At 50.6% G+C, this 24,243-nt stretch carries 25 protein-coding genes and 1 riboswitch; of the genes, 11 read left to right on the forward strand and 14 right to left on the reverse strand.

The features are described from left to right. Window positions 1-32 precede the first annotated feature (32 nt). Entirely contained in the window at window positions 33-1,301 is a 1,269-nt protein-coding gene (locus tag SPTER_RS14820) for an MFS transporter (RefSeq protein ID WP_144351088.1), read from the reverse strand. Between the two features lie 231 nt (window positions 1,302-1,532). Here SPTER_RS14820 and SPTER_RS14825 point away from each other — a divergent pair, with 231 nt between their 5' ends. The 3 genes from SPTER_RS14825 (at window position 1,533) to SPTER_RS14835 (ending at window position 3,613) form a co-directional block, all read left to right on the forward strand. After that, window positions 1,533-1,967, forward strand: coding sequence for a PaaI family thioesterase (locus SPTER_RS14825; RefSeq protein WP_144351089.1), 435 nt, complete (start codon window positions 1,533-1,535; stop codon window positions 1,965-1,967). Window positions 1,968-1,987: 20 nt separating this feature from the next. After that, entirely contained in the window at window positions 1,988-2,515 is a 528-nt protein-coding gene (locus SPTER_RS14830) for a hypothetical protein (RefSeq protein ID WP_144351090.1), read from the forward strand. A gap of 132 nt (window positions 2,516-2,647) precedes the next feature. Further along, window positions 2,648-3,613 (forward strand): alpha/beta hydrolase, encoded by a 966-nt coding sequence (locus SPTER_RS14835; protein WP_144351091.1) that lies wholly within the window; start codon window positions 2,648-2,650, stop codon window positions 3,611-3,613. Window positions 3,614-3,713: 100 nt separating this feature from the next. On the opposite strand, the gene SPTER_RS14840 is transcribed toward SPTER_RS14835, so the two are convergent. Further along, window positions 3,714-4,028, reverse strand: coding sequence for a zinc-ribbon domain containing protein (locus SPTER_RS14840; protein ID WP_144351092.1), 315 nt, complete (start codon window positions 4,026-4,028; stop codon window positions 3,714-3,716). 284 nt (window positions 4,029-4,312) lie between these two features. Continuing rightward, entirely contained in the window at window positions 4,313-5,035 is a 723-nt protein-coding gene (locus SPTER_RS14845; protein WP_144351093.1) for a polysaccharide deacetylase family protein, read from the reverse strand. A gap of 343 nt (window positions 5,036-5,378) precedes the next feature. Here SPTER_RS14845 and SPTER_RS14850 point away from each other — a divergent pair, with 343 nt between their 5' ends. Genes SPTER_RS14850 through SPTER_RS14865 form a run of 4 tightly spaced genes read left to right on the forward strand, consistent with a single transcriptional unit; the run spans window position 5,379 to window position 8,276 of the window. Beyond that, entirely contained in the window at window positions 5,379-6,104 is a 726-nt protein-coding gene (locus tag SPTER_RS14850; RefSeq protein WP_144351094.1) for an amino acid ABC transporter ATP-binding protein, read from the forward strand. A 29-nt stretch (window positions 6,105-6,133) separates the two neighbouring features. Continuing rightward, entirely contained in the window at window positions 6,134-6,958 is an 825-nt protein-coding gene (locus SPTER_RS14855) for a transporter substrate-binding domain-containing protein (RefSeq protein ID WP_246105311.1), read from the forward strand. Next, the gene (locus tag SPTER_RS14860) at window positions 6,958-7,629 is read left to right on the forward strand and encodes an amino acid ABC transporter permease (protein ID WP_144351095.1); all 672 of its coding nucleotides are present in this window, start codon (window positions 6,958-6,960) and stop codon (window positions 7,627-7,629) included. The genes SPTER_RS14855 and SPTER_RS14860 overlap by 1 nt, the downstream gene beginning before the upstream one ends. Then, on the forward strand, window positions 7,626-8,276 hold the full coding sequence (locus SPTER_RS14865) for an amino acid ABC transporter permease (RefSeq protein ID WP_144351096.1): 651 nt from the start codon (window positions 7,626-7,628) through the stop codon (window positions 8,274-8,276). The genes SPTER_RS14860 and SPTER_RS14865 overlap by 4 nt, the downstream gene beginning before the upstream one ends. Before the next feature lie 83 nt (window positions 8,277-8,359). Here SPTER_RS14865 and SPTER_RS14870 read toward each other — a convergent pair whose 3' ends face one another. From SPTER_RS14870 to SPTER_RS14885, 4 genes are all read right to left on the reverse strand, one after another. Beyond that, window positions 8,360-9,292: an ABC transporter permease gene (locus SPTER_RS14870; protein WP_144351097.1), complete on the reverse strand. Its 933-nt coding sequence runs from the start codon at window positions 9,290-9,292 to the stop codon at window positions 8,360-8,362. Then, window positions 9,293-10,354 carry an ABC transporter permease gene (locus tag SPTER_RS14875; protein WP_144351098.1) on the reverse strand — a complete coding sequence of 354 codons (1,062 nt, stop codon included), beginning with the start codon at window positions 10,352-10,354 and terminating at the stop codon, window positions 9,293-9,295. Continuing rightward, a complete protein-coding gene (locus tag SPTER_RS14880; protein ID WP_211367289.1) occupies window positions 10,344-11,858 on the reverse strand; it encodes an ABC transporter ATP-binding protein in 1,515 nt (504 codons plus the stop codon). The genes SPTER_RS14875 and SPTER_RS14880 overlap by 11 nt, the downstream gene beginning before the upstream one ends. Before the next feature lie 150 nt (window positions 11,859-12,008). Then, window positions 12,009-13,130 carry a BMP family ABC transporter substrate-binding protein gene (locus SPTER_RS14885; RefSeq protein WP_144351099.1) on the reverse strand — a complete coding sequence of 374 codons (1,122 nt, stop codon included), beginning with the start codon at window positions 13,128-13,130 and terminating at the stop codon, window positions 12,009-12,011. 185 nt (window positions 13,131-13,315) lie between these two features. Beyond that, window positions 13,316-13,417, reverse strand: a riboswitch (purine riboswitch). Between the two features lie 193 nt (window positions 13,418-13,610). Between SPTER_RS14885 and SPTER_RS14890 the strand changes: the two genes are divergently transcribed. Continuing rightward, window positions 13,611-14,471, forward strand: coding sequence for a DMT family transporter (locus SPTER_RS14890; RefSeq protein WP_144351100.1), 861 nt, complete (start codon window positions 13,611-13,613; stop codon window positions 14,469-14,471). A 1-nt stretch (window position 14,472) separates the two neighbouring features. Here SPTER_RS14890 and SPTER_RS14895 read toward each other — a convergent pair whose 3' ends face one another. From SPTER_RS14895 to ygiD, 4 genes are all read right to left on the reverse strand, one after another. Further along, complete coding sequence (locus tag SPTER_RS14895; RefSeq protein WP_144351101.1) at window positions 14,473-15,504, reverse strand: aldo/keto reductase; 1,032 nt, start codon at window positions 15,502-15,504, stop codon at window positions 14,473-14,475. Between the two features lie 141 nt (window positions 15,505-15,645). Then, on the reverse strand, window positions 15,646-17,625 hold the full coding sequence (locus SPTER_RS14900; RefSeq protein WP_144351102.1) for a methyl-accepting chemotaxis protein: 1,980 nt from the start codon (window positions 17,623-17,625) through the stop codon (window positions 15,646-15,648). A gap of 166 nt (window positions 17,626-17,791) precedes the next feature. Continuing rightward, window positions 17,792-18,478, reverse strand: a complete 687-nt coding sequence (locus SPTER_RS14905; protein WP_246105312.1) for a type 1 glutamine amidotransferase domain-containing protein — start codon at window positions 18,476-18,478, stop codon at window positions 17,792-17,794. 32 nt (window positions 18,479-18,510) lie between these two features. Then, entirely contained in the window at window positions 18,511-19,284 is a 774-nt protein-coding gene (ygiD, locus tag SPTER_RS14910) for a 4,5-DOPA-extradiol-dioxygenase (RefSeq protein WP_211367290.1), read from the reverse strand. A 199-nt stretch (window positions 19,285-19,483) separates the two neighbouring features. Here ygiD and SPTER_RS14915 point away from each other — a divergent pair, with 199 nt between their 5' ends. The 3 genes from SPTER_RS14915 to SPTER_RS14925 all read left to right on the forward strand — a co-directional run bounded on the left by SPTER_RS14915 (window position 19,484) and on the right by SPTER_RS14925 (window position 22,122). Further along, a complete protein-coding gene (locus SPTER_RS14915; protein WP_246105313.1) occupies window positions 19,484-19,957 on the forward strand; it encodes a MarR family winged helix-turn-helix transcriptional regulator in 474 nt (157 codons plus the stop codon). A 61-nt stretch (window positions 19,958-20,018) separates the two neighbouring features. Beyond that, entirely contained in the window at window positions 20,019-21,275 is a 1,257-nt protein-coding gene (lysA, locus tag SPTER_RS14920; RefSeq protein ID WP_144351103.1) for a diaminopimelate decarboxylase, read from the forward strand. Window positions 21,276-21,324: 49 nt separating this feature from the next. After that, entirely contained in the window at window positions 21,325-22,122 is a 798-nt protein-coding gene (locus tag SPTER_RS14925) for an aminotransferase class I/II-fold pyridoxal phosphate-dependent enzyme (protein WP_144351104.1), read from the forward strand. Window positions 22,123-22,135: 13 nt separating this feature from the next. On the opposite strand, the gene SPTER_RS14930 is transcribed toward SPTER_RS14925, so the two are convergent. The 3 genes from SPTER_RS14930 to SPTER_RS14940 form a co-directional block, all read right to left on the reverse strand. Beyond that, window positions 22,136-22,582 carry a hypothetical protein gene (locus SPTER_RS14930; protein ID WP_144351105.1) on the reverse strand — a complete coding sequence of 149 codons (447 nt, stop codon included), beginning with the start codon at window positions 22,580-22,582 and terminating at the stop codon, window positions 22,136-22,138. Then, a complete protein-coding gene (locus SPTER_RS14935; protein WP_144351106.1) occupies window positions 22,575-23,168 on the reverse strand; it encodes a GTP-binding protein in 594 nt (197 codons plus the stop codon). Before SPTER_RS14935 ends, SPTER_RS14930 begins: the two co-directional genes overlap by 8 nt. Window positions 23,169-23,239: 71 nt before the next feature. Beyond that, complete coding sequence (locus SPTER_RS14940) at window positions 23,240-24,037, reverse strand: methyltetrahydrofolate cobalamin methyltransferase (protein WP_144351107.1); 798 nt, start codon at window positions 24,035-24,037, stop codon at window positions 23,240-23,242. Between the last annotated feature and the right edge of the window lie 206 nt (window positions 24,038-24,243).

Raw genomic sequence — 24,243 nt, forward strand, 5'->3', positions numbered from 1 at the left:
AAACAGCCGCAGATCACATTATATATATATGATTAAAAACGGCAATCTTCCTGGGAAGGCAGACTGCCGGCGCGGACGTAAATCGGGCAGGCCTGGGCCCGAAACACCGACAGATTACTGCCAAAAAAAAATGCACCGGCCAGTGAACATACGCCCCCCAGGGCCAGGGTATGGATTACACCAAGCTGACCCGCCAACCAGCCGGCCAGCAGGCTGCCAATCGGCCCTATCCCCATCAGCGTCATCGTATAGAAGCTCATTACCCGGCCGCGCATTGAATCATCCACCATACATTGCAGCAGGGTGTTGCTGCCGACTACCAGAATTAAAAAACCTACCCCGAGAATAAACACCAGTATACTGTCCAGCCAGATATTGCCGGCCAGCATAAAACAAAGCAGCCCAATGCCAATGGCGGTTGCCGCCACTACCAATAGCTTTTCCAAGCCCTGAAATTCCTTTCTTGCGGTCATACCAATCGCCGCCAGAACTGAGCCTAAACCGGAAACCGCCAGCAAATACCCCATTGTCCCGGCGCTCGCTCCCAGTGTTTGCGTCACAAGTATGGGTAACAGTACCGTATACGGCATGGCTGTCAGGCTGATAATAGCAAGGAGCACCAAAATATTGCGCAACGGCAGCTGCTTAAAGGTATATGTATAGCCGGCATAAAACTCTTGCCGCATAGCCAAAGCCTGCTGCCTGGGACTACCTGCCGGTAATCGTAAAGCAACCAGGGATAGTATCGAAATAAAATAACTGGCAGCATTAAGCAAAAAACAATTGCCCTCACCGATTACCGGGATAAGGATCCCGGCTGCGGCCGGGCCCAGCAGCCGGGCCAGATTGTAGGTAACCGAATTTAAGGCAATCGCATTCTGGCGTTCCTCCTGTTTAGCCATCATCTCCACGGAAATAGCGTTGCGGGCCGGTACATCAAAAGCGGTAACGCAGCCCAGCAACAAACTTAAAAATAAGATATGCCCGATCTCCAGTTGGCCTGCAAGTGTCAGCCAGGCTAACAATGCCGCCTGGGCAAGACTGAAAATCTGGGTAACAATAAGAACGGTACGCTTGCGCCACCGGTCAATCCAAACACCGGCAAAAGGCGCCAGCACAAAATTGGGAATCTGCCCCGCAAAGGCGACTAAGCCTAACATCAAGGCGGAATCAGTCAGCCGATAAATCAGCCAGCTTACAGCAATATTCTGGATCCATGTGCCAATAATGGATAAACCCTGCCCGGTGAAAAAGATCTGATAGTTCCGGTTGCTGAGAGCTTTTAGCATATTATTCAACATGCTCAATCCCCCCTGAATAATACTATTCGTGCCCAGCCATGAATATCCTACCCGCCATCAGCAGACCGGTGAGAAAAGGCAATGTCATTTTCTATATAAAGTTGCGATTTTTATGTTACAATAATTCATATCAGCTGGGCCTGTAGAGTAGCTCGCCGACCTAAGCCTCGTAGTAAAGCCCTGCCGTCGGCAAAATACTTGGCACGTTATACAAGCTAGAGGAGGCAGAATATGACCGAACAACGCTTATTGCTTAAAAACCACTTAAATACACGCTATGCACAAAACTCATTCGTAAACTTGCTGCAAATAGAGATTGTTGAGATTGATGCCGGAATGGCGAAATTATCCATGCCGATACTGCATGATAAACATACAAACTTATACAATATCGCCCACGGCGGTGCCCTGGCATCACTGGCAGATACCGGCATGGGTATGGCCTGTGCAAGTCTCGGCCAAAAGGTGGTAACCTTGGAAATGAATCTAAATTTTATCCGCAAAGCCGAATGCCAGGAGGCGATCCTCGCCGTCTGCACAGTAATTCATCATGGCAGCCAGACCATGATTGCCGGAGCCGATATCTTTGATGATACGCAAAAGCTGCTTGTAAAAGCCAGAGGAACCTTTTTCATAACCGGGTCTTTCTTGGCAGAAGTTAAGTAAGGGTCAGGAAGGATAAACCTATGAAAAAAACCTTATGGAGCATTCAGGCCCGGGCCTTTAGAATCCCCTATACACCTTTCAGCCACAATTTTTGGGCTTTGGTCAATCCCACCGGCAAGATTGCCGATCAGATTCACGGCTTGGCCTATGATCCAAAAGCAGGAATAACCAAAGCGCTTGGCAATTCTTCGCATTTTCTGCACGTTGTCCATGATGCCGCCATTATCTGGTCACTGCAGCCCAACCAGCCAACAGTGGTCTGCAGCACAGGACCCGAATCAGAAATTTGTAACCGCTGGCAGGCAGCACTGAACTCGGTGTTTGCCATCAATGCGTTAAACCTGCCTTATCCCAACCTATGGCAGCATCTATACAAAATGAACAGCAATACCATATTCAACACAATTGGCCAGATTATGGGGGTTGTTCAGCCGGGCAGACTGCTGCCGACACTAGCCCCGGGCATAAAGTTGGTCGTTTCACAGGCCATTATTGATCTTTACGGCTATAAAGCCCGGCCGGCAAACATCAGTCAGGCAGAACGATAGGCATTAATCCCTAAGGAAACAGGGAGCAGCCGTCTCTTTTTCAATCCCACCACTTTATGGTAATTTTTTTTCCCTGCGTAACATATCTCCGGCTGGTTTGTGAAATACTTACAGTACTGGAGGTTGCCGCCAATGGATACTGCCTTAAAAACACACAAACGGAAAATCTATTACAATACCGCTATCGTTCTCTCATTACTGATCTTTATTACCGTACATTCTATCCTCATTTTTCTGGGCATTATACTTCATAATGGCCTTAGTGTAATAAACACAAGAGCTGAATTTATGCATTATACCAATGTTCAATCCCGGTTAAAACACGGCTTGGAAACCAAAGGCTGGCAACCTGTCAGCCTCAATTCACAGTTTGGTTATGTGCTGGAAGGCACCTTCATCCCCAACCCGACGCCTTCCAATAAAACCGTCATTTTTGTTCATGGGATAGCGGCTACCCAGGCGATGGGCCTGCATGTTCTGGATATGTATCTGGACAGAGGCTACAACCTGCTGATTTATGATTCCCGCAACCACGGTGCCAGCGGCGGCCCGTGCGTAACCTGGGGTTATTATGAACAATATGACCTGGATCAATGGGTCGACTGGCTCGAAAAAAAGCAGCCTGACGGCGTCATCGGCGTGCACGGTGTATCATTGGGAGCCGCAACAGCAGTGATGCACTCGGTGTTAAACGAATCGTCCGGGCGGGTACAATTTTATGTTGCCGACAGCGCCTACAGTGATTTAGCCAAGTTATTGGAACAGCAGCTTGCCAAGCACACCCGGTCGACGCACCTGCTGTGGATCGATATACTCATCAACTATGCCAGCCTGGTTGCGTATATCCAGTCTGACTTCGCCTATGCTTCAATCAGGCCTGTTGCCGCTATGGGAACTGTCACTACCCCTATCTTATATCTTCACGGTGAAGCAGACACACTGGTGCCTGTGGAAATGAGCCTGGAATTAGCCAATGCCACCAATGGCTACCGGGAATTGCACACCTTCCCCGGCATTAAGCATGGCCGGGCTGTTTTAGACAGCAAACAGGAATATCAGGCGGCCGTAGCAAAATTTCTCGCAGTGATCGGCCATTAATCTGTTCACCCGTTTTACCAGGAGCAGCAGATCATTTCCAGGAAATAATAGTGTTAATAACAAACAAACGCCCCTGCTGAAAGCAGGGGCGCTGAAATTTTTAGTATCTGTTATTGTTTTGAGTGAAGCAGTCTCTGCAGTAGACAGGACGATCACTGCTGGGACGGAACGGCACTTGAGTCTGCACACCGCAAGCAGCACAGGTTACATCATGCATTTCGCGTTGTTGGAAGTTATTGCTACGGCCGCCGAAGCCGCCGCGGTTGTTGTTTTGTTGTTTGCGAGCTGCTCTGCACTCCGGGCAACGACCTGGTTCGTTGGTGAAACCTTTCTCTGCAAAGAAGTCTTGCTCAGATGCTGTGAATACGAATCCAGCACCACAGTCGCGGCAGGTTAAGTTTTTGTCTTGATTCATTATAGAATTCCCCCTAAATTAAGATTGTACCCGGATAGCTTTTCGTAAATTACTCACTGGGCTTCTCTTAAAGGAGAAGGACTAATGATCAATTAACTGGGCCTTCAACTGGGCTATTTCATTATACTTCTATTCAAACTAAAAGTAAAGGGGTTAGTTGGTGTTTTTTTGTTATTTTTGCATTTTTTTGATATATATTACAGTATTCAGTACAATTTTACCGCCGGTATCAGCAAAAGGTTGTCAGCCCCCGGCAGCAGAGCACAGCCAACCCCTGTATAGCGTCAGAAAATGCGGTTAAACATACTGAAGGAATGCCTGACCTCATTGTATTGGAATAACTCGCTTACGGTGACAAACTCATAGCCGCGTTCCCGCAGACGATCAATAATAATTCCCAAAGCCAGGGGGGTTGGTAACGGATACTGTCCGTCATGCAGCAGAATAATGCTGCCCGGTTTTATCTCTGCTAATACTTTTTCAACTACACTGGCCATCGGCGGGCAACTCCAGTCTCGGGGGTCAATTGACCACAAAACAACAGCATACCCCCGCTGACGGGCTATTTCCGTAACCTGGCTGTTATAAAAACCCCCGGGCGGACGGAATAAGGTCGGCTTGGGGGCAATTGCCGCAATCGCCTTTTCTGCTTTGTCAAACTCCTCGGCCACTTTTTGCGGGCTTAACTTAGATAATGACGGATGGCTGTACGTATGAACCCCGATCTCGTGGCCGTCAGCCACCTCCTGCGCCACCAATCCGGGTAAATGTTCGGCATTTTGTCCAAGCACAAAAAAAGTGGCCCTTACGTTCTTGGCTTTTAAGACCGCTAACATCTCCGGTGTTGCTTTATAATTGGGCCCGTCATCGATAGTGATTGCCACTACCTTATGCGTAGTGGGCACTTTCGAAATTACCTGCGTATCATCTGCTAATTGTCTTTCGGCCACTCCGGCCAAAACAATCATTACAGCCAGCGTACAAAGCATTAAATAACGTCTGTTCATAAAAACCCTCCCGTACATTGGTCTTGAGCAGATACCGCCTCAGAGTTATTGTATGAGTAAATATATGCTAAACTAACGAGATATATCAGCAGTTGTACTAATTCCGAAGAACGGCGGAAACGCACCGCGGTAAAAATAGTATTCACTACTTGGACACCGGCCCTTTAGCTTATATAAAAATATGACAAAATTAAAGAAGCCCCCTTGCTTTCTGGCTAATTTGAATATATAATTGATATATTATCAGCAGTATATTACACTTCGGCTGAGCAAAGGCGCTCAATCCAAATGGATTGAACGTCTTTTTTTGTTACCAATTTTTAACAGAAAGGAGGAATGCGCTATGATTACCTTAACTAAGGTAAACAAATCTTTTGGCAGCAATCACGTACTTAAAGACATTGATTTAACGGTAAAAATCGGTGAGAAGCTCGTTGTGATCGGACCAAGCGGTTCTGGCAAAAGTACAATGATCAGGTGTATGAATCTGCTGGAACGCCCCAATAGCGGCAGCGTAACGGTAGACGGGGTAGATCTCACTGCTGCCAACGCCTCAGTCAATCAAGTTCGTCAGTCGGCAGCCATGGTTTTTCAACAATTTAATCTCTATCCTCATAAAACGGTACTGGAAAATCTGACGCTGGCCCCTACTCTGCTAAAAGGCGTCAAAAAAGAAGCAGCGGCAGCAACAGGTATGGCCTTCCTGGACCGGGTCGGGCTGAAAGAAAAAGCCGACGCCTACCCGTCCCAGTTATCAGGCGGCCAGCAGCAGCGCGTCGCGATCGCCCGGGCCCTGAACATGCATCCGAAAATAATGCTGTTTGACGAGCCGACGTCGGCGCTTGATCCGGAAATGATCAAAGAAGTGCTTGACGTTATGGTCGACCTCGCCAACGAGGGCATAACTATGGTGGTAGTCACCCATGAAATGGGATTCGCCCGCAGGGTTGCCGATAGAGTCATTTTTATGGATGAAGGGCGAATTATGGAACAGGGAACACCGGAGCACTTTTTTGTTAACCCTGACCATGACCGAACAAAACTATTTTTAAGTCGTATTCTGCATTAATCTAAAAAAAAAAACGGAGGCGATGATTTATGAAGCCAATGAAAAAAACTGTACTTATTTCTTTCGTTATGCTGCTGGCTTTCAGCATATTCCTGGCTGGCTGCGGCGGTTCCTCAACCCAGCCGACGGCAGCCAAGGATGAAATCCCGGCCGATATTAAAGCCATTAAAGACCGGGGCGTGTTCAAGGCCGGCGTAAAAGTGGATGTACCCAAATTTGGTTACAAAGATCCCAAAACCGGCAATGTTGAGGGTTTCGAAATTGATTTGGTGAAAGCGTTAGCCAAAAAAATACTGGACGACGAAAATAAAATTGAATTAACAGGCACTGTTGCCAAGACCCGCGGTCCTCTGCTGGATAATGGCGATGTCGATGTCGTGCTTGCCACCTTTACCATTACCGAAGAACGTAAAAACAGCTATAACTTCTCTGACCCCTATTACACCGACGGTGTGGCCCTAATGGTTAAAAAAGCCTCCGGCGCCCAGGGCTTAAAAGACCTGGCCGGTAAAAAGATCGGGGTCGCCCAGAGTTCTACCAGCCGTAAAGCAATCCAGGAGGCAGCCGATCAACAAGGCATCAAAGTTAGCTTCCTCGAATTCGGCACCTACGCCGAGGTAAAAGCAGCCCTTGATTCCGGCCGTGTCGACTGCTTCAGCGTAGACGCCGCGATCCTCTTTGGTTATTTAGATGATTCCACTATTATTCTTGGCGAACGATTTGCCCCCCAGGAGTATGGAGCAGCCACCAAGAAATCCAATACTGCCCTGACTAAATTAGTAAATGATACCTTAAACGACATGAAACAATCCGGTGAGATTGACAAACTGCTTGCGAAATGGGGACTTAAATAGTGCCAGGCCCCTTCGCCGGGTTTAAGTGGCTGGCGTTATTCCAGGATTGGACAGTCTTTGCCGAAGGTTTTCTTACAACACTTATGGTTGCAGCCTTAGGTTTGACGTTGGCCTTAACCCTTGGCATTCTGTTCGGCATCCTTGGCACCGCCCCCGGACGGGTGTTCCGCGCTATTAACCGGATCTATGTCGAATTTATTCAGAATACCCCGTTAGTCATCCAGGTCATTTTCCTCTATCATGGCCTGCCGCATCTGGGTATTATGCTCCCGGTGTTTTCCATTGGCGTGGTGGGGTTAGGTGTGTATCACGGCGCTTATGTTGCGGAAGCAATCCGGGCCGGACTGCAGGCTATCCCCCGCGGGCAGCTCGAATCCGCCTATTCTCAGGGTTTTAATTATTGGCAGGCCATGCGTTATATCGTCTTGCCTCAGGCCAAAAGAATTGTGCTCCCCCCGATCACCAATCAGTCGGTCAGCCTGATTAAAAACACCTCGGTATTAGCGATGGTGGCGGGCGGGGATCTTATGTACCATGCCGACTCCTGGTCCAGCAGCAACCTCTATTACGGACCGGCCTACGTCATTACCGGTCTTCTCTATCTCTCTCTTTGCTATCCGCTGGCCAATCTGGCCCGGCGCATGGAAAAGAAACTGGAGGTCTCATTATGATCCAAGACCTTCTACAACCTGAGATTGCTCTATTCCTGCTGGATGGGCTGTATATCACCCTGAAAATCGCGATTACGTCAATTATCCTGAGTCTACTCTTTGGCACTGTGCTGGGAGTGGCTCAATCCTCCGGTCACCCGCTTTACAGCCGGCTGGCCACACTCTATATTGACTCCATCCGCAATACCCCGCTGCTCCTGTTCATTCTGGCCGCCAGATTCACCACCAGGCTCGAACCTGTTAATTCAGGGATTCTGGCCATGACGGTCTTTACCTCGGCGGTTATGGCGGAAATTATCCGGGGCGGGATTAATTCGGTCCATAAGGGCCAGTGGGAAGCGGCCCGCTCTCAGGGCTTCAACTACTGGCAAACACTTCTCTATATCATCCTGCCGCAGGCTTTCCGCAACATGATTCCGCCCCTGTTATCCCAATTCACGACAGTCATTAAAGATACTTCCTTTGTTTGGGCCGTCGGGGTTGAGGACTTAACAGGCAAAGGGATGATTATTATGGGTAAGTATGGGTCAACAGCCCAGGTCTTTACTATCTTTGCCACAATTGCCGGCCTATATTTCATAGTTAACTATTCACTTTCTTACATTGCCCGGTATCAGCAAAGGCGGCTTGCGGCCAGAAGTTATTAGCCAACTCCTTCCCCTTTCGCATACAAAAAGCAGTGTGGGCCTCACCTGACAAAGGTAAGGCCCACACTGCTTTTTGCTTTTGGTTACCGTTCTTCCCGGTTATAAGGAATCCCCAGCGCGGCCGGCGTCGCCACCCGCCGCTTCCTGGTTTCCCGGGTAACAACAATTAAAACAGCAATCGTAATCACATAAGGCAGCATCTTAAGGAAAAACGACGGTACCGCAATGCCAAAATTCTGCATATGAAAACCAAGCACATCAATCGTTCCAAACAGGAAACTGCCGAGAAAGGCCTTGCCCGGATGCCAGGTGGCGAATATAACCAGCGCGACGGCAATCCAGCCCCGGCCGGCCGTCATGTTCTCAAGCCAGGACGGAGCATAGGCCAGCGACAGATAAGCGCCGGCCATACCGGCCAGCATGCCGCCGATAATTACAAAAAGATAGCGTACCCTGAATACAGGAATGCCGGCAGTGTCTGCTGCCCCGGGGTTCTCGCCCACGGCCCGCATTGCCAGACCCTTGCGGGTGCGGAACAGGAAAAACCACAGCAGGGCGACCAGCCCATAACTAAGATAAACCAGGGCATCATGCCGAAACAGGATAATGCCGACAGCAGGAAGCTCACTGAGACCAGGCAGGGCAAAGGGTTTAAAAGTATTGGTCAACGGCAGCCCAATCAGGGATTTACCAATATACCCGCTTAACCCGGTTCCGAATATAGTCAGCGCCAGACCGCTGACAACCTGATTGGCCCGTAAAGTGATCGTTAAAAAAGCATGAATGAGCGCCATTAAGCCCCCGGCAGCAACAGCCGCCAGCAAGCCCAGCCAGGGCTCAGTGGTGTGGAGGGCAACCATAAAGCCGGTAACCGCGCCAACCAGCATCATGCCCTCCACCCCCAGATTGATTACCCCGGCCAGTTCGGCCAGAATTTCCCCCAAAGCAGCAAGCAGGATCGGTGTACCGGCAATAATCCCGGCAGCGAAAATAGCTACCCATACTGACTGTTCCATCTATACACCCCGCTCCTTTTCCCGCCATTTTAACCGGTACTGGACAAAGATTTCGCCGCCAACCACAAAAAACAGGATCGCCCCCTGCAGCATGGCCACCGTTGCCGCCGGAAAGCCGCTGGTCTGAATACTGAAACCACCGACCAGCATGCCGCCGAAGATAACAGACACCAGCACTATCGCAAACGGATTGAGACGAGCCAGCCAGGCAATAATAATGGCCGAATAACCATAACCTGGTGAAATGCCATGCTGCAGCCGCTGCGTAATGCCGGCTACCTCAGTCATGCCGGCCAGACCGGCTAACCCCCCGCTGACAAACATCACCAGCAGAATATTCCGCACATAATTCATGCCGGCATAGTGGGCGGCGGCGGCACTTTCACCACTGACCCTGATTTCAAACCCCCAGCGGGTATAGCGCAGCACAACATAAACGATAAATACCGCCAGCAGGGCCAAAACAAGGCCCAAATGGATACGGGTAACCCCAAACGAGGGTAAAATGGCACTGTCAGAGAACGGGGCCGTTATCGGGAATCCGAGGCCTTTAGGATCTTTCCAGGGACCGTAAACCAGATAATCGACCCAGAGGATGGCAATATAATTGAGTAATAAAGTCGTTATCGTCTCATTCACCTTACAATAGGCCCGCGGTACTGCCGGCACCAATCCCCACAGGCCGCCCATAATAAACCCTGCCAGCACCATGGCCGGCAGCAGCAGCCAGGACGGCCAGTGAGGGTAGGCCAGCGCGACCCAGGTCGCGCCAAAGGCCCCCATATACAGCTGCCCTTCAGCCCCGATATTCCATAATTGCATCCGGAATGCAACTGAAACTGCCAGGCTGGCAAAAATCAGGGGTACGGCTTTTACCAGCGTCTCGGATAAGCCATAAACAGACCCGAAAGCGCCTGTAAACATCAGCTCATATACTGCCAGCGGATTCTTTCCCGACAAAGCAATAAACAAACCTGAAAAAATAAGGCCAATAACAATCGACAGGACCGGTACGGCTACCATCATCTGCTTCGACACGGTGTCCCGTTTTTCAAACCGCATGCGTATTCATTCTCCTCTCGCCGGCCATCATCAGTCCCACATCCTCCAGCGAAGCGGCACAGGGATCGACAATACCCATTAATTCGCCCCGGTGCAATACGGCCAACCGGTCTGACAAGGCAAATAAATCCTCAAGCTCCTCGGCAATAAGCAAAACAGCTTTACCGGCTGCCCGCTGGTCCAGCAGCAATTGCCGCACGGTCTCCATCGCCCCCACATCCAGGCCGCGCATGGGATAAACAGCTACAATCAGACGGGGATCGGCCGTAATTTCCCGGGCCAGGAGCAGCTTCTGCAGGTTTCCGCCCGACATCATCCGCACCGGATTAGCTACACTGGCAATCTTGATGCCAAAACGCTCAATCGCCTGCAGCGTCTCTTTCAAGGCTGTTTTCCAGTTAATAAAATACCCCTGTTGGCCGTAGCTTTTTAACAGGTAGTTGTCCACAGCATCCAGACCGGGAACCAGGCCTGTGCCCAGACGGTCTTCCGGTACATAACTGACACCGGCTTTAATAAAGGCTTTGGGGGTGCCGGTGGTAAGGTCGGTCCCCTGGATAAGCCTTTTGCCGCTCTCCAGTGCCCGGAGCCCGGCCACCGCCTCGGCCAGTTCACTCTGCCCATTGCCGGCCACCCCGGCTATCCCCAGAATCTCACCGGCCTGGATAGCAAGCGTTAAGCTGCGGATAGCCAGTTGACCACGATTATTCAAACAGGAAATATTCTCAAGGGCCAACACCTCCGCTCCCGGCGTTGCCGCGCTTTTTGTACAGCTAAACTCCATGCTTTTACCAACCATCATCCGGGTTAACAATTGTTCATCGGCTCTTTCCGTCCTGGTTTGCCCTACCGACTGTCCCCCCCGCAGCACAGTGACCGAATCGGTTCCTGCCAGCACCTCACTGAGCTTATGGGAGATCACAATAATCGACTTGCCTTGTTTGGCCATCAGCCGGAGTGTAGCATACAAATCCCGCGCCTCCTGCGGCGTCAATACTGCTGTCGGCTCATCCAGAATCAGGATCTCGGCCCCCCGGAACAAGGCCTTGAGAATCTCTACCCGCTGCTGCTCACCGACAGTCAGCTGCCATATTCTGGCGGCGGGATCAATGAGCATGCCATATTGCCGGCAAAACTCACCGACCTGGGCCTCTGCCGCAGCCTTGTTGAACAGCATCCCCCTATTGCCCAGCCCCAGCGTAATATTTTCCGCTACAGTAAAGGAATTAATCAGCTTAAAATGCTGATGCACCATGCCGATGCCATGGGCAACAGCATCTTTAGGCGACCGCAGCTCGGCTTTTTGGCCGCGCAGATAGATTTCGCCCTCATCCGGCCGGTACAGACCGGTAAGAATGCTCATCAAAGTACTTTTTCCGGCCCCATTTTCGCCAAGCAGGGCATGAATCTCGGCTTTATTAACAGTCAGACTGACACGATCATTCGCAATAACTCCGGGAAAGCGTTTGGTAATATTAATCATTTCCACCATGGGAATTGTCACTCCATAACCCACCTTTCTTCGCTTGGACTTGGTCCTTGGCGGTGGGTATTTTACAGGTAATTAAATACCCACCGCCAAGGATCCAGCCGCCCCCTGCTGGTGCCAGCATTATAGAAGGCCGTTTCTCTACAAAACGGCCTTCACAATATTTTACTTGGCAATAGTTCCGTCAACGCCCTGAACAAACCAGTTAAACTCCAGCAGTTCCTTGTCGGTCATTTTCTGACCGGCCGGAACTTTTACATTGCCCTGCTGGTCTGTAAGCGGGCCTGTAAAGACATCCCACTGGCCTTTAACGATTTCTTCCTTCTTCTTGGCGATCACAGCTTTAGTATCTTCAGCAACCATCGGTCCGTAAGGGCCAAGATCAACAAGGTTTTCCGCCATCGAGCCCCAGTACTGCTCCGATTTCCAGGACTTGTCCAGAATAGCTTTAACTGTTTTCACATAATATGGTCCCCAGTTCCAGACCGGACCGGTAAGTATGGCTTTAGGCGCAAAGCTGCGCATATCGGTGTTATAAGACACGGCAAATTTGTCTTTCTCCTCCGCTGCCTGCATGGGGGCCGGTGTGTCCTGATGCATGGCAATTACATCGGCCCCGGCGTCTAGCAGGCTTTTGGCCGCATCTTTTTCCGTGGCGGGGTTATACCAGGTATTAGTCCATACTACTCTTACCTTAGCCTCCGGATTTGCAGCCTGGACCCCCAGGGTGAAGGCATTAATACCGCGTACAACCTCCGGAATCGGGAATGCCGCCACATAGCCGATAGTGTTGCTTTGCGTGTGCTTGCCGGCGGCCAGCCCCGATAAGTATCGGGCCTGATACATTCTGCCGAAATATGTACCCACATTATCGGCGGTTTTAAAGCCTGAACAATGCAGGAAGGTAACATCAGGAAACTTCTGCGCTACCTTCTGGACATAATCCATGTAGCCGAAGCTGGTGGCAAAAATAATTTTATTGCCTTTCATCGCCAGTTCTGTCAATACCCGCTCGGCATCGGCCCCTTCCGGAACGGACTCAACATAGGTTGTCTCCACATTAGGCATTTCCTGTTCCAATTGCTTACGGCCCTGATCATGAGCGTAAGACCAGCCAGCATCCCCCACCGGCCCCACATAAACGAAAGCCACTTTCACCTTGTCTGCTTTCGCGGGCTGGTTTTCCGCCGGTTTTTGTCCGCCACAGCCTGCGATCAGAATAGACATGACCAGTAAAGCAACCAGTACCAGCAGACCCTTATTCCGTTTGTCTTGCCTTATCACCATATCTCCCCCTGTAAAAAAATTGCCACTCGCTCTATCATATACGGATAAATCCAGAGTAGCTTAAATAAAGAAGAAATACCCGTTACCCTTGCTGCCGGGATAAATACGAAAACCCGGCCAGAAAAAGCCAGCACTCAACCTTGAGAGCGGACCTCCTGCCGGGCTTCTCTGTGGTTTTCCACAGAAAATAGGACACTTCCACTCATAGTAAGGGCATTTACGGTTCCCTTGTAGAAACTCCCAGACCATATCTCCGGGATTATACGAGTACATATATAGTTAAACCTTGCACAAAATCTGTTTCCGGATTGAGTATAACTCATAATGCGCCAAAAGTCCATAACAAATCGCCAGGATTTTTGCCGGTAAACCCAGCCGCCAAATTTTTCGCAAGCTATATAGCCAAACAGGATCAGACCGGCTACAATTAGTATCATACCCCCCTGTCCGGAATCGAAAAAATCAGCGGAGGGATAACCAATGACCGGTCTGGCTATCGCCCTGGTGCTGGCAGCAGCCTTTGGCCATGCTTTCTGGAATTATTTATCAAAAAAAGCCGGCGGCGGCCCAGCCTTTATCTGGCTGTTTGCCAGCATGTCAGTTGCCCTGTATCTGCCACTGGCGATTTGGATACTTTTAATCCAAAAACCCGTTATCGGCTGGCCGCAGCTGGCATTTATGCTTGGCAGTGCCGCCCTTCATTCCCTGTATTTTATCTTGCTGGATAAAGGGTACAGCAGTGGCGACCTTTCCCTCATCTACCCGTTAGCCCGCGGCACAGGCCCCCTGCTTTCAACCATTGCCGCCATTGTATGGCTGGGAGAACGGCCGTCGCTCACCGCCCTGGCCGGGGCTGGCCTGATTGGCTTGGGGATTGTGATCATGACAGGTAATCCGGTAAAATTAAAAGATCCTTCGGCTCGTAAACCAATCATCTTTGCCATTCTCTGCGGCACAGTCATCGCCGGTTACACCGTTGCCGACAAACTGGCCGTCAGCAGCTTCCTCATTCCGCCGTTACTGCTGGATTGGTCAGCGAATGTAGGCCGGGTATTGCTCTTAACCCCCTACGCCCTCAAAAACTGGGATAAAGTCCGGAGCCAGTGGACCGCTCATAAGTTCGAAGCGCTTGGTGTAGCCATATTATGCCCGTTGGCTTACGTATTAGTGTTAACTGCCATGGTCTTTAGCCCGGTAAGTTATATTGCACCGGCCAGAGAAGTCAGTATTCTGATCGGTACGGCGCTGGGAGCCAGGCTGCTCTCTGAAGGCAATATAAAAGTACGGCTGGCAGGCGCCGGCGCGATGGTCATCGGGTTAACAGCCCTGGCGGTTGGCTAGACTATTTTATTTTTTCTCTGATCTGGTGTTCTTGGAACATTGTATGATGGTTTTTCAGCATGGCCGGGATTGGCAGATCATAAGGACAGCGCAGGACACATTCCCCGCACTCTACACACTTGGCCACCGACTCCATCGCCGGGCGGGCAAAGTCAACCGCAACGGCCGGCGACATCCGCCGGGCAATTACCTGATACCCCATGGCCGGCGTGATCATTACCCCGTGCGGGCACGGCTGACAGTATTCACAGCGCCGGCAGAATTGTTTCCCCAGCTCCACCCGGTATTTAGCCATCAATTCCCGGTCAGCCGTTGTCACCGCATTCGCTTCTTTATACAAGGCCAGAATTTCGTCAACCGCTGCCGGCGAATCAAAGCCGGGGATCGGCAGCATTTCCGGGAACTGGCGCAAAAACTTAAAAGCAATGGCCGCATTGTCAATCATGCCGCCGGCAAAGGGTTTCATCACAATAAACCCGGCTTTCACTTTTTGCGCCAATGCACGCAATTCCCCCCTGGCTGCATCTTCAATAAAATTAAAAGGAAACTGGATTGTGCTGAATAAGCCTGTTTTCACTAAGCGCACAGCCATTGTCAGGCTGTGGGAGGTAACGCCAACATGCCTTATCTTACCCTGCTGCTGGGCCTTCTTTACCACCTCAAGGACACCGCCGGCCGCAGTGGCAGCCTCCCAATCCTGTTCACGGGAAAGCTGGTGCAGCTGGTATAGATCAATATAGTTGGTCTGCAGCATTCGCAGACTATTGTCAAGCTGCTCCAGCGCCCCTGCCCCGTCCCGCCGCCCCGTCTTGGTGGCAATAACAATCTTGTCCCGCAGCCCCGCAAAAGCACGGCCGATCTTAGCCTCACTGTCGCGGTAGGCATTGGCGGTATCATAAAATGTAATACCCTGCTCATAAGCATGGCGTAGTGTCTTAACAGCCTGACCGGTTTCCAGACGAATGATCGGGATACAGCCAAAGCCAACCTCAGATACGGTTAGTCCCGTATTCCCCAGTGTACGATATTGCATACCTTGTCGCCACCTTTTTAGTAAAAATAATGGGAATTTTCTATCTGTAAATATCTTACTGTCATTCACCATAAAAAGTCAATATAGCAGAAACACAGCCAAAGAGACCCGGCCGCTCTGACGAACGGCCGGGTCTCTTGTTTAAAGCCGGAACCGGCTAATTGTTTCTTGTAGTTTTTGGGCCATATCGGCAAGATTCTGGCTGGCCGCCGCGATCTCCCCGCTGGAGGCTGACTGCTCCTCGGTTGCGACCGCTGCCGTTCCGGCCGCCGCCGCCGCGGCTTTGCTTAAACCATCAATTGCCCTGACAGAAGCTACAATTTGCTGGCTGCCATTATCCATTTCGGTCATCGCCACCGATATTTGAGTCACCTGGGTTAATACCTCAGTAACCAACTCCGCAATCTCCTGAAAAGACCCGCCGGCTGCCGTCACAATTTCGGCCCCGCGGCTGACCTCACGCGTACCGTCATCCATAGCCGCGACCGCTTTAAGTGTATCTTTTTGTATCTCTCCGATCAGTCCGGCAATTTGTTTAGCCGCTGCCTGGGATTGTTCAGCCAGCTTGCGGACTTCTTCAGCGACTACGGCAAAACCGCGGCCCTGTTCACCGGCGCGGGCCGCTTCGATCGCAGCATTGAGTGCCAGCAGATTGGTCTGACCGGCAATACCGGCTATGGTATCAACAATTTGCCCGATTTCTTTGGACCGCTCGCCCAGTCCGGCCACAACCTGAGATGAATTGTTAACCGTCTGTTCAATAAGCCCCATTTGCCGGACAGCCTGGTTGATTGAAACACTGCTTTCTTTCGCTTTATCAGCCGCCTGCGTGGATTTCAGCACAGTCTGGTTAGCTTCGCCGGCCGCTTGCTCAATATTGAACGATATCCTGTCGACCACGACCGCCGTCTCTTCCACGGCGTTTCGCTGCCTGTCCGTACCATTGGCAATGGTCGCTACCGACTCGGCTACCTGATTCGAGGCTTGGGCCGATTCGTGTGAGCTCGCTGTCAGCTCCTGGGACGAAGCAGCTATCTGCTCGGCACTGGTGCTCACCTGTACAATCAAACCCCGCAGATTGTGGATCATCTGATTAAAGCCTGCCGCCAGTTCCGCAATTTCATCCCGCCCCTTAACCGGCGCCTGAATGGTAAGATCGCCATTGGCAACCAGGCCTGCCTGCGCGGCCAGCGCTTCCAGCGGTTTGGTAAGCCGTTTGGCCATAAAGAAGGTAAGCAATATAACTAAACACACAGACACCAGCGTAATCACCGCCGATAACCATTTAAGACTGGCCAGAGGCTTGTAAATAACGGCCTCCGGTACGCTGATCGCCAACGTCCAGCCTGTGGCCGGGATTTTCTGATAGGCCAAAAACAGGTCTTTACCGTCAAACCGGTAATTGGAAAAACCCTGGTCTCTGCCGATGATATTCGTGATTGCCGGGGCAACCTCTTGCAATTGATCAATCTCAGCAAAATTTCTAGAAACAAAATCAGGATTGGGATGAGCCAGCAGCATCCCCTTGGCATCAAGCAAAAACGCATAGCCTTCCCCATGGAGATTGATCTCCTTTACATTATCGACAAGGGTTTGCAGCAGGATATCCTCACTTACAACCCCGCGCAGCTGACCCTGAGAGTTCTTTAACGGCATCGCCACCGAAACGGCCATTTGCTTGGTTGACATATCTACATAGGGATCGGAAAATACCAGCTTCCCCTGCTCACTGGCCGATTTATACCAGGTCCGGACCCGCGGGTCATAGTCAGCAGGCTGTATCCAGCCACTGCCAGTAACCAACTTTCCGTCAACCGCGCCAAAATACATATCGGATAATTCTTTATCCACCGTTTTATAGCCGGCCAGCAGGGAAACCGTGATGGCACCATCACCAACTGCACTCTGTAAGGTGCCGGCTGTAATCTCAAGCATCTTCGCCTTGCCAATCAGCCAGCCGTCAAGTTTATTCACATGGGCCTGGACACTTGACAGCATTTCGGCCTGAATGCCCTTAACCATCTGGACCTGGGTAAACATATACACAGAGATGGATAATACCAGTAGCGTCAGAGTAGTTATAAATGAAAATAATAGCGTTAACTTAGTTCTCACCTTCATCTCTTTGTCCTCCTTGTTTGCATGGTCAGCTGCGATCTGTCATTCATTCATTCATGACATAGAAGCCTTCTACAGTAACTGCCGAAGGCTTCTATGTCATAACCATCTGTAATATGACAATATTCTACAATATATTTCCAACTTTGTAAATAGGGTGGCAACGAGGTTACCGGCGTAACTTAGCCCTGTTGGCCAATACCGTTAAAACTGCCTGCGTAAAGCGGTCGCAGGCCTGCTTGTTCTGACCGGTAACCAAATTGCCGTCTACCACTACCTGCCCGACCCCGGGGGCACTCTTGCTGAATTCAGCCCCCAGGGCTTTCAGCCTCGTTTCCAGAAAAAACGGGACAACGGCCTGCAAGTGTGTCGTTGTTTCCTCCTCATTAGTGAAGGCCGTCACCCTTTTGCCGGCCAGCAGCGGTTTCCCGTCAGGCATAACGGCACTCACAAGTGCCGCCGGCCCATGGCAGACAGCGCCAATTACCTTGCCGGCGGCGGCAAACTGCGGCAGCACCCCTGCCAGGTGCCGGTTTGTGGCCAAATCGAACATCGGCCCATGGCCGCCGGGAAATATAATCGCATCATAATCTGCAACCCTAAGTACATCAAGTTTCTTCGTTGCCGCCAGGGCGCCGGCAGCGGCCTGCCAGGCAGGCGGAATATGGCCGGCTACACTCTGGGGATCGACCGGGGCCCTGCCGCCCGCCGGGCTGCCGATCGTCACCCCGTAGCCGGCGGCTGTTAAGGCCAGATAGGGGATGGCAAACTCTTCCAGCCACAGTCCGGTCACATGACGCTCATCAATCCGGCCGAAGCTGGTAACAATAATTAACACCTGCTGTCGTGCAATCAAATGACGGTAACCTCCTCCTAGAGTGAACGGTATTAATTCTCGCTAATCATAAAGCTCCGCATGGATATCGATCCATTCTGTATATCTGTGCAGGTAAACTCCAGCCGGTCGGTTTCAGTTTGCAAGGCGATTGCGTAAAGCATCGGCAAATAATGCTCATTGGTGGGAACAGCAAGCCTGGCATTAGGGAAGGTTTCATAATTAACCAAGCCCGCATGGTCACGCTTTACCAGCGCCGCAGCCATCTGACCGTCGGTCTCTGCCGCCCAGGGATAGACAGTACCGTACAATTGCGAGAAATCGATCCGGGAAAGATTATGAACAATATTGCCGCTGCCGATGATCAAAATGCCCTCCTGCCGCAAAGGCGCAAGCTGGTTGCCCAGTTCATAATGCTGCTGCGGGGATTTTCCTCTGTCAAGGCTTAGTTCCAGCACCGGAATGTCGGCATGGGGATACATATGTTTCAGTACGGCCCAGGCTGCATGATCAAGGCCCCGGTTCCAGTCACACTTAACCGTCTCCTTCGTAATCGTCTGGACTAAGGCCGCCGTTGCCGGCGAGCCGGGGCAGGAATAAGCCGCCGCGTACAGTTCCTCCGGGAAACCGTAGAAATCATAAATAGTTGGCGGCAGCTCCGCGGCCGTGATATAGGTGCCCCGGGTCTGCCAATGGGCCGAAACCACAACAATTGCTTTTGGCCGGGGAAGTATCTTTCCCAGTTCATTGAGGCTGTGTGTGTAACTATTGTCCTCAATGATATTCATGGGCGATCCATGCCCGATAAACAGAACTGGCATTTTCATCGAACTCACCTCTGCTAGATAATTGTTTATCTTTGCTACTTTAGTGTTTATATATGTACATTTCGGATAAAAGCCCCCGTTTCCTGCCGTTTGGGTAGCCAGCAGCAGAAATTATGCGCCGGTTTAAACACTTATATAATGCATATTGACATGAAACTGTTTGTATGATACAACTTAAATATAAAGGAGTAACCAATAAATGACAACTCCCTCCATTGACATCGATAAATACAATCGTTGTGTAGAAGATATCGGCCTATTGCTGCAGCGGACTGTACGCATCTGCCAGTTATTTGAACGTGAGCAAATCAAAGTTCACGGCTTTACCAGTTCCCAATGTTATATTCTCCTGGAAATTCTTAAAAACGGCCCGTTAACAATCAATGAAATCAGTACAAAAATGAATCTTGAAATAAGCACAATCACCAGAATTATGGATAATCTGGTACGGGATCAATTCCTGGTACGCAACCGTCTTCTCCATGACAAACGGGTCGTTGAAGCGGCGCTCACTGACAAGGGGCTGCTCGCAGCGAACAAGCTGCGGGCCAGCATCAGCGATTACTATAAAAATGTTATTTCCCACCTTCCTCCCGGCCATGTACGGGAAGTAATGAGCGCGGTGGAACTGCTGCTGACAGCAGTAGAACAAGCCAACAGGCAGGGTGAGTAATTTTTCGGCAATTACTTGTATTATACAATTATTTTTTTAAAAAAAAGGGGGGTATATAAAGATGCAGTGGGTGCAAGCGACTGTGACCAAGGAGGCAAAGTTTTATGGCCGGCACACCCCGGCCGGGCTGATCAGCAAATATGGCAGCCCGTTATACGTGTACAATGAACAAATCCTCCGGGAACGGTGCCAGGACATCAAGCGGCTGGTGAAGGACCCGGCCTTTGTTGTCAGCTATTCAGCCAAAGCCAATAGCAATCTGTCCCTGTTAAGGATCGTCAAAGACGAAGGTTGTGATGTGGATGCTATGTCACCGGGTGAAATCCACGTTCAATTGCAGGCAGGCTTTCAGCCTGAACAAATCCTTTATATTGGCAATAATGCCTCGGCTGCCGAAATGAGCTATGTCATCAATCAAGGCATTCCGGTAAGTGTTGATTCGCTGTCACAGTTAGAGCTTTATGGGAAGATCAATCCCGGCAGCAGGGTTGTTGTCCGGTTCAATACCGGCGTCGGTGCCGGGCATCACCAAAAAGTAGTTACTGGCGGCGATAAAACCAAATTTGGGATTGAAACGGCCTTGCTGCCGGCGGTAAAGGAACTGCTGCATACCTATCATTTGCGCCTCAGCGGTATTAATCAGCACATCGGCTCGCTCTTTATGGACGGTGATACCTATATCAGCGGGGTGCAGGCCCTCCTGGATGTAGCCCTGCACTTTCCCGAACTGGAATTTATCGACCTGGGCGGCGGTTTTGGGATACCCTATCACAAATATGAGCATGAGCCGCGCCTGGACTTGGCGGCTTTAAGTGAAAAAATCAGCAAAGTACTTACCGACTGGGTAAGCCGCCAGGGTAAACAGGTACGGTTTAAAGTCGAACCAGGCCGGTACCTGGTAGCTGAATGCGGGATTCTTCTGGGGACTGTCCATACTATAAAGACAAACTACCATACAAAATATATTGGCACCGATATCGGCTTTAACGTACTGATGCGGCCGGTTCTATACAACGCTTATCATGACGTGGAAATCTATCGCTGCAGTAATGCCCTGTCACGCAGTCAGGAAACAGTCACAATTACCGGCAACATCTGTGAAAGTGGCGATATCATCGCCGCCGACCGCACATTGCCGGAAATCTTTGAGCAGGACATTATCGGGGTACTGGACGCCGGCGCCTATGGCTATTCCATGGCTTCCAATTATAACAACCGGCTCCGTCCGGCTGAGGTTCTGCTTACAAACACCGGTGAGGATGTGCTCATTCGCCGCCGGGAGACAGTCGACGATTTAATAAGACACTTTGCGCTGTAAAAAAGCAAAAGGGGGTAAACAATGACAGGCAACTTTATTCAGCAGTTGTTTGCACAACGCATCGGGGGAAACTTATTCGGGCAAGACACAGTCGAGCAACTCTTTTTTGCCGGACCTGGCTTCACTGACGGCGGCCCAACGCCGTAAAGCCAAACTGTTATACCTCAATTACCCCAATAACCCCACCGGAGCAACGGCAACCAGGGAATTTTACGAAAAAGCAGTCCGCTTTGCCTATGACAACGAGATTATCATTGTTTCTGATGCTGCCTATGCCGCCCTGACCTTTGACGGTGAAACACCGCTGAGTTTTTTGTCAGTCGCCGGTGCTAAAGACGTAGGGGTAGAGATCCACTCCCTGTCTAAAGCCTATAACATGACCGGCTGGCGGTTAGCCTTTATCTGTGGCAACGAACTGGTTGTCAAAGGCTTTGCCGCTGTCAAGGACAACAATGATTCCGGCCAGTTTGCGCCTATTCAGAAAGCAGGCGTTTACTGTCTGCAGCACCCGGAGATATCGGTAAAAACGTCCCTAAAGTACTCCCGCCGCCACGACCTGCTGGTAGAGGTGCTGCGCAGCTCTGGGTTCCCGGTAACAAAACCCAAGGCCTCATTTTATCTCTATGCTGCGGCTCCCCGCCGAATAAAGAATGGCCCGGTGTTTCATTCGGCCGAGGATTTCTCCGAATACCTGATTACAGAAAAACTGATTTCCACCGTTCCCTGGGATGATGCCGGTGCCTATATCCGCTTTTCAGTCACGTTCCCAGCCCGGGACGCGGCTGAAGAGCGCCGGCTTATGGCCGAAATCAAACACCGCCTGGCTGATGTTGAGTTTATCTTTTAGGACATCCGGCCGGTTATTGCTTTACCGGCTGCAAACCTCTTTTCCTGCCGCCGGCCAGTTGCCCAGACCGGCCGCGCCGTGGATAAACCCGCCCGCCGAGCTCATGCAGTGCTTCTGCCACCACCTGCTCAACCTGGTTCATTGTATAGCCAAAAACGAGAACATTGACACACAGCTCCATATTGCTGACACCGGCTTCTTCATCATTAGGCCAGTATTTGGACGGGGTAATATCTACCTGCGTCAACCGGGTATGGGACAAAAAAAGAAACTGCTCAGGCACTGAGTCCGACAATTTTGCCAGCACTTTAATATGTCCCAGAATAACTTCATTCCGGGATAAGGCTCTGCCGATAGCACCAATGAACTCCTGTAACAGGCTTTCAGCCGCCGGGGTTGTAAGAGGCTCCGCAAAAATAATACGCTGATTCCGGCTAAAAACTGTTGCCTCGCTATTCACAGTTGATAACCTCCTCCAGCACGGCAGCGGGCAATTCCCGGATAGCGCTGACACTGACAACCCGGAGGCCGGGATCAATGTCCTGCAAATCACATTTGATCTTCTGGATCTCTTCACCGGCAAGATCGGCTTTATTAAGCACAATCAGGTCACTTCCCGCCACTTGTCCAATCACCAGCGGTTTTAACATCGCCACCAGCTCCGACCACCGTCCCCGGTCAACAATAGTAACCGTCTTAAAAGCGGAATATACCTTACTGTATTTTCTTATCATGCCGGCCGTTTTCGAGGGATAGGCCAGGCCGGTCATTTCAATAATCAGCCAGTCCGGTTTCACTGCCGTATAAATTTCGTCCATGGCACTGATCAAATCCGTGCCAATCTGGCAGCAGACGCAACCGCCAAACAGCCGTTTTACCTGCAGCCCGCGGTCGGAAAAAAGTTTGTCGTCAACCCCGGCGGCGCCGATCTCATTTTCAATTATAGCAACGGTCTGCCGGCGGCTGTCGGTCAGATATTTTGCCACCTGCAAAATAAGCGTGGTCTTGCCTGACCCCAGAAAGCCGCCAAAAAGCAAAATATGCATAGGTCTCTCCCCCTCGCCCTGATAACAGCAAGAGGCTATCCCCCCCACTTGGAGACAGCCCCTGCATCTAATTACCAGACAAAAGCGTCGCTGCGATAGGCCTCAAGATAGTTTACACAAAAATTATCACGGCCGGCCAGTGTTTCAGCCGTAATAATACTGGCCATCATCGCTTTGTCCAGCGGATTAATAATCAACCCGTCCAACCCTTTGGCAATCCCCATGACCGCAAACAGCTGATTCATGAATTTACGGTTAGGCAATCCGTAGGAAATATTGGATAACCCGCAAATAGAATGCACGCCTGGATAGTTATTCATAATGGCCTGGATCGCATCTAAAAACTCGATCCCGAAGGAATCGCTGGTAGCAATCGGCTGGACCAGGGCATCGACATAAATATTATCCAACGGCACATTATGCTGGGTTAAATTATTGATCAGTTTATCGGCAATTTTCAATCTGGCCTCGGTAGTCTCCGGCATGCCGTCATCACTCATGCATAACGCCACCACCTTAAGATCGGTGCCGGCAACAACAGGCAGCAAAGCATTATACCGCTCTTTCTCCAAAGAGATTGAGTTGACCATCGCTGTTCCCTTATGAACCGCAAGAGCCTGTTCTACGCATTTCGGGTCAGGACTGTCAATGCAACAGGGAGCATCTACAGCTTCTTGCACAATCTTAACCAGCCATTTCAGGTAATCTGCTTCCTTGCCAACGAAAACTCCGGCATTCACGTCAATATAATTTGCTCCGGCTGTCAGCTCATCTCTGGCTACTTTTTGAATGGTTTCAACATCCTGGGCTTCTATCGCCGCCGCGATGGCTTTACGGCTGGAATTAATCAGTTCTCCGACAATGATCATGCTTTTTTGTCCTCCTTCTCTCACGATTCAAAGTAAACCTGTGACTAGTAGTCCGCCCCGTCTAGCTATAGGCTGAATTGCAAGAACACTATAGATTTAGGCGTGGCGGACTACTAATCCCGCTCTAAAACTCCCGCTTCTCCAGTGGGAGTTAAGAGCAGCTAAGCCCCTGGCTAAGGGCAACTAACCTTCAGGTGGGAGAGGGG

It is taken from the genome of Sporomusa termitida, assembly GCF_007641255.1.
In the GTDB taxonomy this organism is placed as follows: domain Bacteria; phylum Bacillota; class Negativicutes; order Sporomusales; family Sporomusaceae; genus Sporomusa; species Sporomusa termitida.